The sequence below is a fragment of the Microbacterium sulfonylureivorans genome (assembly GCF_003999995.1).
Lineage (GTDB): Bacteria > Actinomycetota > Actinomycetes > Actinomycetales > Microbacteriaceae > Microbacterium > Microbacterium sulfonylureivorans.
Genome location: NZ_RJAD01000002.1, coordinates 540,598 through 551,885, shown reverse-complemented (window position 1 = coordinate 551,885; position 11,288 = coordinate 540,598). Strand labels below are relative to the sequence as shown.

Genomic DNA, 11,288 nt, shown 5'->3' with positions numbered 1-11,288 from the left:
TGCTAGCTGATCTGCATGCGTTACTTCGTGGCGGGAGTGCTTGTGGCGGTGCCCTCGACGGACTCGGACGTCGGGGGTTCGCTGACGTCGACGAAGTCGTCGGTGTTCTGCGATTGTACAGCCCCTTCGGGCTTCCACTCGCGGCCCGGCACGTACGGCGAGGGCTCGTAGCCGGGATGACGCCGCTTCTGCACGAAGAAGATGACGAGACCGAGGACCACGCCGAAGATCGCCGCCCACACGTTGGTGCGCACGCCGAGGAAGATGTCGCTCGGATCGATGCGGATCGACTCCCAGACGATGCGCCCGCCGCTGTACCAGACGAGGTACAGGCCGAACAGGCGCCCCCACTGCAGACGGAACTTCCGGCCGGCCCACAGCAGCACGAGCACGCCCAGGGTGTTCCAGACGACCTCGTACAGGAACGTGGGGTGGAACAGCGTTCCCTCGGGGAGGCCCACCGGCCAGGCCGGGTTCGGGTAGGCGATCTCCAGGCCCCACGGCAGGTCGGTGGGCAGGCCGAACAGCTCCTGGTTGAACCAGTTGCCGAAGCGCCCCATCGCCTGCGCGAGCAGGAGGCCGGGCGCGAGCGCGTCCGCGAACGTCCAGAAGCGGATGCCGGTCCACCGGCAGCCGAGCCACGCACCCACTGCGCCGCCGATGAGAGCGCCGTAGATCGCGATGCCGCCCTCCCAGATGTAGAGGGCCGAGAGCGGGTTCGCGCCCTCGCCGAAGTAGAAGCTCCAGTGGGTGACCACGTGATAGATCCGCGCGGCGATGATCGCCAGCGGAACCGCCAGGAGCGCGATGTCGATGACGACCCAGGGCTCGGCACCGCGCTTGGTCAGCCGGTGGTTCGTCAGGAGCACGGCGGCGATGATCCCCGCGATGATGCACAGCGCGTAGAAGTGGATCGTGAGCGGCCCGAGCGGGAAGGAGCTCACCGAGGGGCTCGGGATGCTGGCGACGACGCCCTGGGCGAGGCTCTGTGCGGCGTTGATCATGGGAGACGAGAATCCTTGCTGGTGGGGACGACGGCGGCGGGCCGACGTCAGAAGTCTAATTCCCGACGCGTGCGGTGCCGTCGGCGAGGGCGCGGGTCGCCCGAGCGAGGCCGTCGAGCCCGCCGTCGCGCAGCGCGCGGACGAGTGCGGTGCCCACGATCGCGCCGTCGGCATAGTCCAGCACCCCCGACACCTGGTCGGCGTTCGAGATCCCGATGCCGACGCAGGCGTGCGCGGCGCCGTGGGCGCGAAGCCGCGCGACGAGGGTGCGGGCCGCGGCATCCAGCTGCGCCCTCTCCCCCGTGATGCCCATCGTCGAGACGGTGTACACGAAGCCCGTCGAGTTCTGCACGATCAGGTCGAGGCGGTCGTCGGTGGAGGTCGGGGCCGCGAGGAAGACCCGATCCAGCCCGGTGCGCTCGCTGGCCGCGATCCATTCCGCGGCGGCGTCGGGCGTGATGTCGGGTGTGATGAGCCCGGCTCCCCCCGCGGCGAGGAGGTCGTCGGCGTAGCGGTCGACTCCGTACTGCAGCACGGGGTTCCAGTAGGTCATGACCAGCACCGGCACGTCCACGCGGCGCGTGATCTCGGCGACGGCGGTGAACGTGTCACGCAGCCGGAATCCGCCGGCGAGCGCTGCCTGGGTGGCCTCCTGGATGACGGTGCCGTCCATGACCGGGTCGGAGTAGGGAGGACCGAGCTCGAGGATGTCGGCGCCGTTCTCTGCGAGCGTGACGGCGGCGTCGATGCTGGTCTGCAGGTCCGGGAAGCCCAGCGGCAGGTAACCGATCAGGGCGCCGCGCCCGTCGGCGTGTGCGGCGTCGATCGCGGCGGCGACGCGAGAGGTCACAGCTTCTCCCCCTCGCCCTTGGCGGACTCGTCGTGCGGAGCGGTCGCGGCGGCCGCGGCATTCGCTCCCTCGTCGTACAGGTCGAAATACCTCGCCGCGGTGTCCATGTCCTTGTCGCCGCGGCCGGAGAGGCACACGGCGAGGATCGCGTCGGGGCCGAGCTCGCGACCGATGCGCAGTGCGCCGGCGAGGGCGTGCGCGGATTCGATCGCCGGGATGATGCCCTCGGTCTCGGACAGCAGCCGGAGCGCCTGCATCGCCTCGTCGTCGGTGGCGGGGATGTACTCCGCGCGTCCGATGGAGGCGAGCCACGCGTGCTCCGGCCCGACACCCGGGTAGTCCAGGCCTGCCGAGATGGAGTGCGACTCGATGGTCTGGCCGTCCTCGTCCTGGAGGACGAACGTCTTGGCGCCGTGCAGCACGCCGGGGCGGCCGCGCTCGATGGATGCGGCGTGCCGGGGCGTGTCGACGCCGTCGCCGGCCGCCTCGACCCCGTAGAGCCTGACGCCCTCGTCGTCGAGGAACGCGTCGAACATGCCGATCGCGTTGGAACCGCCGCCGACGCACGCGATGACGGCATCCGGGAGCCGGCCCGCCTCGTCGAGCAGCTGAGCGCGCGCCTCCTCGCTGATGACCTTCTGGAAGTCGCGCACCATCGCCGGGAACGGGTGGGGTCCCGCGGCCGTGCCGAAGATGTAGTTCGTCGTCTCGACGGTCGCGACCCAGTCGCGGTAGGCGTCGTTGATGGCGTCTTTTAGGGTGCGCGAGCCGGTCTTCACCGGCACGACCTCGGCCCCCAGGAGCCGCATGCGGGCGACGTTGAGCGCCTGGCGCTCCGTGTCGACCTCGCCCATGTAGATCGTGCACTCGAGTCCGAAGAGGGCCGCCGCGGTCGCGGTGGCGACGCCGTGCTGCCCTGCCCCGGTCTCGGCGATCACGCGGGTCTTGCCGAGACGCTGGGTGAGCAGCGCCTGGCCGAGCACGTTGTTGATCTTGTGCGAGCCGGTGTGGTTGAGATCCTCGCGCTTGAGGAACACCCGCGCCCCGCCGGCGTGCGCCGCGAAGCGCTGCACCTCGGTGATGGGCGACGGGCGTCCCGCGTACGTGTGGAGCAGGCGCACGAACTCCGCTTGGAATGCGGGGTCGACCTTCGCCGCCTCGTACTCGGCGGTCAGCTCGTCGATCGCGGCGATGAGCGACTCGGGCATGTAGCGCCCGCCGAACTCGCCGAAGAAGGGACCGGATGCCTCGCGAAGACTCATGAGCCGGCCTCCAGGAACGCGTGCAGGGTCGTGACCGGGTCGTTCGTGACGAGTGCCTCGCCCACGAGCACCACGTCGGCGCCCGCGGCGCGGTAGTGCGCGACGTCCGCCGGGGCGAGCACCGCGGATTCGGCGATCTTGACGGCATCGGCCGGAATGCGGTCGACGAGGCGGCCGAACAGGTCGCGATCGAGCTCGAACGTGGAGAGATTGCGCGCGTTCACGCCGATGAGGCGTGCGCCGATCTCTGCGGCACGCGCGACCTCATCGGCGGAGTGCGTCTCGACGAGGGGGGTCATGCCGAGCTCCTTCGTGAAGGCGTGGAGTCGGGCGAGGTCGTCCTGCTCGAGGGCGGCGACGATTAGCAGCACGAGGTCGGCGCCGGAAGCGCGTGCCTCGAGCACCTGGTACTCGTTCGCGATGAAGTCCTTGCGCAGCACCGGGAGCCGGACGGCGCCCTTGACCGCTTCGAGGTCGGCGAGGCTGCCCTTGAAGCGGCGTCCCTCGGTCAGCACGGAGATCGCCGAGGCTCCTCCCCGCTCGTAGAGGAGCGCCTGGTGAGCGGGGTCGGGGATCGAGGCAAGGTCACCGCGCGAAGGACTCGCACGCTTCACCTCGGCGATGATCTTGACGCGTGCGGCGGGCGACAGTGCGGCGAGGGCGTCGATCGCGGACGGCTGAGCCAGCGCCGCTGCCTCGACGACTGCGAGGGGGCGCTCCGAGGCGCGGGCCTCGGCATCCTGAACCGCGCCGGCCGTGAGGTCGGCGAGCACGTCAGTGCTCTTTCGTGCTGTACTTCGCGCCGTTGACGCCGTACCCGGCCTTGGCCATGATCCAGCCGACGATGAGGCCGACGACGAGCAGCGCAGCGGACGCCCACACCAGCACGGGCAGGTCGAACCAGTAGAACACCGTGCCGAGCGTGACCGCCACGAGCATGATCACCACCGCCGTCCAGGCGGCGGGCGAGTGTCCGTGGCCGGGGTCGCCGATGTGGTTGCTCATGGATCTTCCTCCAGTTAGGCGCGGGATGCCGTCAGTCTAGCGGGCGGTCGGTCGGATCATCGCCACGCGACAGGTCGTCCCACGAGTCGATCGCGTCGTGCGGGCGGGAGCCCGCGGCGGCGGTGGTGCGAGGCGTGTCGTCGGTCCGGTAGCGGCGACCGCTGCCCCTCCAGCGGTGCGCGGTCGCCAGCGTGACGACTCCCGCCGCGAGCAGGACGATCCAGCCGGCGAGCGTCACAACCGGCCACGGGGTCGCCGAGATGGAGGCCACCATGGCTTCCACCGCGGTCTCGCCGGTGATGCCCGTCGCCTCGGTCACCGTCGAGGAGACCGAGGACGTCGGATGCGTGAAGGCGACCTGGGTGGTCAGCCAGGCCAGCAGAGCGGCGATGAGGAGCGTCAGGCCCCCGAAGAGGTACCGCAGAACCACGCCAACGATCGACAGCGCCCCTCCGAGGGCGAGGACGGCCAGGCTGAGCGGGGCGAGGACCGGGATCGCCGACGCGCCCGGCACGTCGAGCGTGCGCCCCGCACCGTCGTCCAGCACCACGGTGAGCCACGTCTGGGTCGACGAGAGGACTCCGAGCGCTCCGCACGCGAGGATCGCGGCGACGCAGAGCAGACGGGCGCGGCGGGTCACTCCGGGCGCTCCGGCCCCGCGACGGGATCGAGATCGTCGGCGTCGAAGCAGGTCCTCGTGCCGGTGTGGCACGCGGGGCCGACCTGGTCGACCTCGAGGAGGATCGCGTCGCCGTCGCAGTCGAGCCGCGCCCCCCGCACGAGCTGGATGTTGCCGGAGGTGTCGCCCTTGCGCCAGTACTCCTGGCGCGAACGCGACCAGAATGTGACGCGGCCCTCGGTGAGCGTGCGACGGAGGGCCTCGGCATCCATCCACCCCAACATGAGGACCTCGCGCGTGTCCCACTGCTGGACGATGGCGGCGACCAGGCCGTCGGGGGTGAACGCGACGCGGTCGATCCGGTCCTGCACGGTCTCGGTCATGCCGCCACCTCTCTCACGGCGATGCCGTCCGCGGTCATCGCCGCCTTCACGTCGCCGACGGTGAGCTGTCCGGAGTGGAAGACGGATGCCGCGAGCACCGCGTCGGCTCCCGCCTCGACGGCCGGGCCGAAGTCCTCGGCGCGCCCGGCGCCCCCCGATGCGATGACCGGCACGCTCGAGACTTCGCGCATGAGGGCGACGAGCTCGAGGTCGAACCCCTGCTTCGTGCCGTCGGCGTCGATCGAGTTGACCAGGAGCTCGCCCGCACCGCGCTCGATCGCCTCGCGCGCCCAGAGGAGGGCGTCGAGCGTCGTCTCGGTGCGTCCGCCGTGGGTCGTGACGACGAAGCCCGATTCGGTGCCGGGCGATCGCTTGACGTCGAGCGACAGGACGAGCACCTGCGCACCGAAGCGGTCCGCGATCTCGTCGAGGAGGCCGGGGCGGGCGATCGCTGCGGAGTTCACGCCGATCTTGTCGGCGCCGACCGAGAGCAGGCGCGCGACATCGTCGGTCGAGCGCACTCCCCCGCCGACGGTGAGCGGGATGAAGACCTCCTCGGCCGTCCGCCGGACGACGTCGTAGGTCGTCGAGCGCTCATCGACGGTCGCCGTCACATCGAGGAAGGTGAGCTCGTCGGCGCCTTGGCGGAAGTACTCCCGCGCGAGTTCGACCGGATCGCCCATGTCGCGCAGGTTCTCGAAGTTGACACCCTTCACGACGCGGCCGGCGGCGACGTCGAGACACGGGATGACGCGGCAGACCAGGGCCATCAGAGCCTCGCGTTGTGAATCGCCGTGACGAGGATCGCGCGCGCGCCGAGGGCGTAGAGCGCGTCCATGACCTGATTCGCGCTCTGGCGGGGGGTCATCACGCGCACCGCGACCCACGCGGGGTCGCGAAGCGGTGAGATCGTGGGCGACTCGATCCCGGGGGCGAGTGCGACCGCCTCATCGATGAGAGCCGCAGGCAGGTCGTAGTCGATGAGCACGTAGCGGCGGGCCACCATGACCCCGCGGAGACGGCGCAGCAGCGTCTGGGTGCCGTCTGCCTCGTCGGGCGCGCCGATCAGCACGGCCTCCGACTCGAGGATCACCGGGCCGAAGATCTCCAGCCCCGCCTGGCGGAGGGTGGTGCCGGTCGACACGACGTCGGCCACCGCATCCGCCACTCCCAGGCGCACCGCCGACTCGACCGCGCCGTCCAGCGGCACCAGGTCGACCGCCACGCCGTGGTCGTCGAGGAAGCCGTCGACAAGGCCCGGGTAGGCGGTGGCTACCCGGACGCCCTCCAGGTCGGCCACGGACGAGAAGCGGCCGGGGGGCCCGGCGAAGCGGAACGTCGAGTCGCCGAAGCCGAGCGCCTCGATCTCGCGTGCGCCCGGCATGCGGGCGTCCAGGAGCAGGTCGCGGCCGGTGATGCCGACGTCGAGCGCGCCGGATCCGACGTAGGTCGCGATGTCCTTGGGGCGCAGGTAGAAGAACTCGACCTCGTTCTGAGGGTCGATGACGTGCAGGTCCTTCGGGTCGCGTCGGCCGGTGTAGCCCGCCTCGGAGAGCATCTCGGAGGCGGTCTCGGCGAGCGAGCCCTTGTTCGGCACGGCGATTCGCAGCATGGCAGCGGGGCTTTCGGTTCGAGGGCGGAGGAGAGGCGCGCGCTCAGAGATGTCGGTACACGTCCTCGAGGGAGATGCCCTTCGCGAGCATCATCACCTGGAGGTGGTACAGCAGCTGCGAGATCTCCTCGGCCGCGGCATCCGTCGACTCGTACTCGGAGGCCATCCACACCTCGGCGGCCTCTTCGACGATCTTCTTGCCGATCGCATGGACGCCCGCGTCGAGCTGCGCCACGGTGCCCGATCCGTCGGGGCGCTCGGCCGCTTTCGCGGCGAGCTCGGCGTACAGCGCATCGAACGTCTTCACCATGCCAGGTTAGCGAACGACCGGGATGCCGCGGCCCCGCGTGACGCGACGGACCGCGTCAGTGCGCATGGCGGGCGGCGGACGCGCGCAGACCGGCGATCGCCGCTTCCGGGTCTGCCGCTCCGAACACGGCCGACCCGGCCACGAAGGTGTCGGCGCCGGCCTCTGCCGCCTGGGCGATCGTTGCCTCCCCGATCCCGCCGTCGACCTGAAGCCACACCGACGACCCGCGCCGCTTCGCCTCATCGGCGAGTCGGCGCAGCTTCGGCATGGTCTCGGGCATGAACGACTGGCCGCCGAAGCCGGGCTCGACGGTCATGACGAGGATCTGATCGAAGTCGTCGAGCAGGTCGAAGAGACCCTCGATCGGGGTCGCGGGCTTCACGGCGACGCCGGCACGGGCGCCGATCGCGCGCAGCCGGCGTGCGAGCGCCAGAGGCTCGGTCGCGGCCTCGAGATGGAACGTGACCGACGCCGCACCGATCTCGGCGTACTCGGGCGCCCACCGATCGGGGTCGGAGATCATGAGGTGAACGTCGAGGGGCACCGGACTTGTCGCCTGGACGCGCTCCACCATCTGCGGCCCGAACGTGAGATTCGGCACGAAGTGGTTGTCCATCACGTCGACATGGACGAAGTCCGCCGTCGCGATGCGGGCGAGCTCGGCCTGCATGTTGACGAAGTCCGCCGCCAGGATGCTCGGGTTGATGCGGATGCCGCCGTCGCGGCCGATCTCGTCACGGAGGGGCACGGGGTCCATTATGGTCGAGCCGTGGACTCCATCACGGCGCTGCTCAGCGGCGCGCTCGAAGAGGTCAGGCCTCTCGCAGAGGGCGCTCCGGCGTCCTACATCCCCGAACTCGCCGGCGTCGATCCCGAGGCACTCGCCCTCGCCGTGGTCGGGCCACGGGGACGCGTGTGGTCGGCGGGCGACGCGGACCACGAGTTCACGATCCAGTCGATGTCGAAGCCGTTCGTGCTCGCGCTGGCCCTCGTCGAGCACGGCCGCGAGGCGGTCATGGCCAGGGTCGGCGCCGAGCCCAGCGGCGAGCCGTTCAACGCGATCAGCCTCGAGGCGGGCACCGGCCGCCCGGCCAACCCGATGATCAACGCCGGGGCGATCGCCACGACCGCGCTCGTCCCGGGCGGCTCGATCGCGGAGCGGACGGAACGCATCGTCGACCTGTTCTCCCGCTTCGCCGGCCGTGAGCTCCGCGTGGACGAGTCCGTGTACGCCTCGGAGTCCGCGACCGGCGACCGCAACCGCGCGCTCGCGCACCTGCTGCGGTCGTACGACGTGATCGAGGCACCGGTCGATCTCGCCGTGGAGTCCTACTTCCGGCAGTGCTCGGTGCTCGTCACGGTGAGAGACCTGGCCGAGATGGCCGCGACGCTCGCCTTCGGCGGCTTCAACCCGACCACCCGGGAGCGTGTGGTCGACGAGCACATCGCCCGCGACGTGCTCTCGCTGATGGCGAGCTGCGGGATGTACGACTTCTCCGGCGAGTGGCTGCTGCGCGTCGGACTCCCGGCGAAGAGCGGCGTCAGCGGCGGCCTGCTCGCCGTCGCGCCGTCGCAGTTCGGCGTCGCGGCGTTCAGCCCTCGCCTCGATGGTCACGGCAACAGCGTGCGCGCCGTCGCGGTGGTCGAGAAGCTCGCCGAGAGGCTCGGGATGCATCTGCTCGAGCCGCACGAGAGCGTCGCCGTGCCCGCGGTCTCGGTGCACTCCGGCGAGACGGGTCCTGTCGTCCGGCTCAGCGGCGAACTGGGCTTCGCCGGCACGGAGCGCGTGTTCGCCGTGCTGCGCGAGCTCGCCACCGGGCTTCCCGAGGGTTCGACGGTCACGCTCGATGCGCGCGAGATCGGACGGATGCACCCTGCTGCCCTCGTCGCGCTGCAGACGGAGTTCGAAGGGCTGCCGCTCGGGTTCCGCCTGGAGCAGTGAACGCCGGTCAGACCCGCCGCAGGAGCGTGATCGACATCGCGTCGGTGTTGTGCCGGTGCGGCCAGAGCTGAGCGCGCCCTGAGCCGTCGGCCTGCGGTGACAGGCCGGGATCGGCATCCGAGATCGCGGTCACCACATCGCGCGCGGACAGCTCCTCGAGAGCCGCGCCCCACTCTCGGCGCACGTCGGCGACCACACCTGAGGTCTCTGCGAGATGCGGCGAGCAGGTGACGTACGCGACCACGCCACCGGGCTTGAGCGCGACGACGGCCGCGTGGAGAAGCTCGCGCTGGAGTTCGGTCAGCTCGGGCACGTCGCCGGGCGCCTTCCGCCAGCGGGCCTCCGGACGACGGCGGAGCGCACCGAGCCCGGTGCACGGCGCGTCCACGAGGATCCGGTCGTAGGTGCCGGGCGCCTCGGCGGCCCGCGTGCGTCCGTCCTGCTCCGAGACCGGGACGTCGAGCGGCACGCCTTCGAGTGCGCGGCGCACCAGGCCCGCGCGCGACGGCGAGATCTCGTTCGCCTCGAGGGCGGCCCCGTGGGCGAGCGCCTCGGCCGCGAGCAGGGCGGTCTTGCCGCCCGGCCCGGCGCACAGGTCGAGCCAGCGCTCCCCCGGGCGCACCGGAAGCGCGCGGGTGAGCGCGAGGGCGGCGAGCTGCGAGCCCTCGTCCTGCACCCGCACGCGCCCGTCGGACTCGCGGATGACCGATTCGGGATCGCCCCCGCCCAGGCGGAATCCGACCGGCGAGAACGGCGTCGCACGCGAGTCCTCGGGCACATCGGCGAGGCCGGGAAGCGCGACCATCGTCACGCGAGGGGCGGCGTTGTCGGCGGTGAGGAGCGCTTCCAGCTCGTCGGCGCGTCCTTCGGCGGCCAGAGCGCGACGGAACGCGCGGACGATCCAGACCGGGTGGGAGAACAGGAGGCCGAGCTTCTCGTCGTCGGAGCGTGCATTCTCCGCGATGCGCGTCATCCAGTCGCCGGGCGTGTCGCGCGACACGCGCCGGAGGACGGCGTTCGAGAAGCCCGCGGCTCCTCTCCCGCCCGCGGAGCGCGCCAGCTCGACGGATTCGTTCACCGCGGCGTGGGACGCGACGCGGGTCGACAGCAGCTGGTGGACGCCGAGGCGGAGCGCGTCGAGCACGGCGGGATCGATCTCGGGGATGCCGCGATCCGCCGCGATCGAGATGACGGCGTCGTACGTGCCCTGGCGACGCAGGGTGCCGTACGTGAGCTCGGTCGCCAGCGCTGCGTCGGAGGTCGACAGCCCGGCCCGGCCGATCGAGGTGGGCAGCAGGAGGTTGGCGTACGCGTCGGACTCGTGGACGGCTCGGATCGTGTCGTACGCGACCTGACGGGCTCCGGCGACGGTGCTCACGAACCCGCCTTCGGGTCGGTGGTGCGCAGTCCGCGCCACCAGTCGGAGGCGCGCATCGCGCCCTTGCCGGCCGGCTGCACCGTCTCGACGACGACGGGGTCGGTGGCCGTGCCGACGAGGACGTCACGCCCATGAAGGGACATCGCGCCCGGAGCGAGGGCGGGCATGCCGGGTTCGGCGCGGCGCACCGCGAGGACCTTGAGGCGGGCGCCGTCGATCGTGGTGTGGGCGCCGGGCTCGGGTGTCACGCCCCGGATCCGTCCGAGCACGGCGTCGGCCGATTCGCTCCATCGCACGGCGCCGTCGGCGTCTCCGAGCTTCGGCGCGTACGTTCCCTCCCCTGACTGCGGGCGGGCGACGGCGGTGCCCGCGGCGATCGCGTCGATCACGTCGAGCAGCAGGTCGGCTCCGGTCTCCGCAAGCTCCGCGAGGAGCTCTCCGGCCGTCGCACCGTCGGGGATCGGGTGAGGACGTTCGGCGAACACCGCTCCGGCGTCGAGTTCGGGGACGAGCTGGAAGACGCTCGCTCCCGTCTCGGCATCCCCCGCGATGAGTGCGTGCTGCACGGGCGCCGCGCCCCGCCAGCGTGGGAGCAGCGAGAAGTGCAGGTTGATCCAGCCGTGCGCGGGTGTCGACAGCAGGGGCTCGCGAACCAGTCCGCCGTAGGCGACGATCACCCCCAGGTCGGGTCGCAGGGCCGCGATCCGCTCGGTGGCGTCCGCGTCTAGGCGATCCGCGCGGAGGGCATGGAGCCCGAGCTCGTCGGCCGCCGCAGCAACGGGAGACGGCGTGAGCACGCGCTTGCGCCCGAGAGGCGCGTCGTGGCGCGTGACGACTGCCGCGATGTCGTGATCGGATGCCGCGAGCCGCCGCAGCGATGGCACCGCCGGTTCGGGGGTTCCGGCGAAGACGAGACGCATGGG

Annotated in this window: 14 protein-coding genes; 1 reads left to right on the top strand and 13 read right to left on the bottom strand. The window is 71.4% G+C overall.

What is annotated here, in order from left to right:
* Positions 1-20: 20 nt before the first annotated feature.
* Genes lgt through rpe form a run of 11 tightly spaced genes read right to left on the bottom strand, consistent with a single transcriptional unit; the run spans position 21 to position 7,793 of the window.
* On the bottom strand, positions 21-1,004 hold the full coding sequence (gene lgt / locus EER34_RS12155; protein ID WP_127475164.1) for a prolipoprotein diacylglyceryl transferase: 984 nt from the start codon (positions 1,002-1,004) through the stop codon (positions 21-23).
* Positions 1,005-1,059: 55 nt separating this feature from the next.
* On the bottom strand, positions 1,060-1,854 hold the full coding sequence (gene trpA / locus EER34_RS12150) for a tryptophan synthase subunit alpha (protein ID WP_127475163.1): 795 nt from the start codon (positions 1,852-1,854) through the stop codon (positions 1,060-1,062).
* Positions 1,851-3,116: a tryptophan synthase subunit beta gene (trpB, locus tag EER34_RS12145; protein ID WP_127475161.1), complete on the bottom strand. Its 1,266-nt coding sequence runs from the start codon at positions 3,114-3,116 to the stop codon at positions 1,851-1,853. The genes trpA and trpB overlap by 4 nt, the downstream gene beginning before the upstream one ends.
* Entirely contained in the window at positions 3,113-3,889 is a 777-nt protein-coding gene (gene trpC, locus EER34_RS12140; protein WP_127475159.1) for an indole-3-glycerol phosphate synthase TrpC, read from the bottom strand. The genes trpB and trpC overlap by 4 nt, the downstream gene beginning before the upstream one ends.
* A gap of 1 nt (position 3,890) precedes the next feature.
* A complete protein-coding gene (locus tag EER34_RS12135) occupies positions 3,891-4,121 on the bottom strand; it encodes a DUF6704 family protein (protein ID WP_127475158.1) in 231 nt (76 codons plus the stop codon).
* Positions 4,122-4,152: 31 nt separating this feature from the next.
* Positions 4,153-4,761 (bottom strand): Trp biosynthesis-associated membrane protein, encoded by a 609-nt coding sequence (locus EER34_RS12130; protein ID WP_127475156.1) that lies wholly within the window; start codon positions 4,759-4,761, stop codon positions 4,153-4,155.
* Positions 4,758-5,123, bottom strand: a complete 366-nt coding sequence (gene hisI / locus EER34_RS12125; protein WP_127475154.1) for a phosphoribosyl-AMP cyclohydrolase — start codon at positions 5,121-5,123, stop codon at positions 4,758-4,760. The genes EER34_RS12130 and hisI overlap by 4 nt, the downstream gene beginning before the upstream one ends.
* Positions 5,120-5,893, bottom strand: a complete 774-nt coding sequence (hisF, locus tag EER34_RS12120) for an imidazole glycerol phosphate synthase subunit HisF (RefSeq protein ID WP_127475152.1) — start codon at positions 5,891-5,893, stop codon at positions 5,120-5,122. Before hisF ends, hisI begins: the two co-directional genes overlap by 4 nt.
* A complete protein-coding gene (gene hisG, locus EER34_RS12115; protein ID WP_127475150.1) occupies positions 5,893-6,735 on the bottom strand; it encodes an ATP phosphoribosyltransferase in 843 nt (280 codons plus the stop codon). The genes hisF and hisG overlap by 1 nt, the downstream gene beginning before the upstream one ends.
* Before the next feature lie 43 nt (positions 6,736-6,778).
* A complete protein-coding gene (locus EER34_RS12110) occupies positions 6,779-7,042 on the bottom strand; it encodes a phosphoribosyl-ATP diphosphatase (RefSeq protein WP_127475148.1) in 264 nt (87 codons plus the stop codon).
* A 58-nt stretch (positions 7,043-7,100) separates the two neighbouring features.
* Positions 7,101-7,793 carry a ribulose-phosphate 3-epimerase gene (rpe, locus tag EER34_RS12105; RefSeq protein WP_276317250.1) on the bottom strand — a complete coding sequence of 231 codons (693 nt, stop codon included), beginning with the start codon at positions 7,791-7,793 and terminating at the stop codon, positions 7,101-7,103.
* A 21-nt stretch (positions 7,794-7,814) separates the two neighbouring features.
* On the opposite strand from rpe, the gene glsA reads away from it, so the two are divergent.
* The gene (gene glsA, locus EER34_RS12100; RefSeq protein WP_205791580.1) at positions 7,815-8,987 is read left to right on the top strand and encodes a glutaminase A; all 1,173 of its coding nucleotides are present in this window, start codon (positions 7,815-7,817) and stop codon (positions 8,985-8,987) included.
* 7 nt (positions 8,988-8,994) lie between these two features.
* On the opposite strand, the gene EER34_RS12095 is transcribed toward glsA, so the two are convergent.
* Complete coding sequence (locus tag EER34_RS12095) at positions 8,995-10,365, bottom strand: RsmB/NOP family class I SAM-dependent RNA methyltransferase (protein ID WP_127475142.1); 1,371 nt, start codon at positions 10,363-10,365, stop codon at positions 8,995-8,997.
* On the bottom strand, positions 10,362-11,285 hold the full coding sequence (fmt, locus tag EER34_RS12090; protein WP_127475140.1) for a methionyl-tRNA formyltransferase: 924 nt from the start codon (positions 11,283-11,285) through the stop codon (positions 10,362-10,364). The genes EER34_RS12095 and fmt overlap by 4 nt, the downstream gene beginning before the upstream one ends.
* Positions 11,286-11,288 lie beyond the last annotated feature (3 nt).

Bases quoted from the DNA above. Each gene is read 5' to 3' on its own strand.
- lgt (WP_127475164.1), bottom strand. From the start codon at position 1,004: ATGATCAACGCCGCACAGAGCCTCGCCCAGGGCGTCGTCGCCAGCATC.
- trpB (WP_127475161.1), bottom strand. From the start codon at position 3,116: ATGAGTCTTCGCGAGGCATCCGGTCCCTTCTTCGGCGAGTTCGGCGGG.
- EER34_RS12135 (WP_127475158.1), bottom strand. From the start codon at position 4,121: ATGAGCAACCACATCGGCGACCCCGGCCACGGACACTCGCCCGCCGCC.
- hisI (WP_127475154.1), bottom strand. From the start codon at position 5,123: ATGACCGAGACCGTGCAGGACCGGATCGACCGCGTCGCGTTCACCCCC.
- hisF (WP_127475152.1), bottom strand. From the start codon at position 5,893: ATGGCCCTGGTCTGCCGCGTCATCCCGTGTCTCGACGTCGCCGCCGGC.
- hisG (WP_127475150.1), bottom strand. From the start codon at position 6,735: ATGCTGCGAATCGCCGTGCCGAACAAGGGCTCGCTCGCCGAGACCGCC.
- fmt (WP_127475140.1), bottom strand. From the start codon at position 11,285: ATGCGTCTCGTCTTCGCCGGAACCCCCGAACCGGCGGTGCCATCGCTG.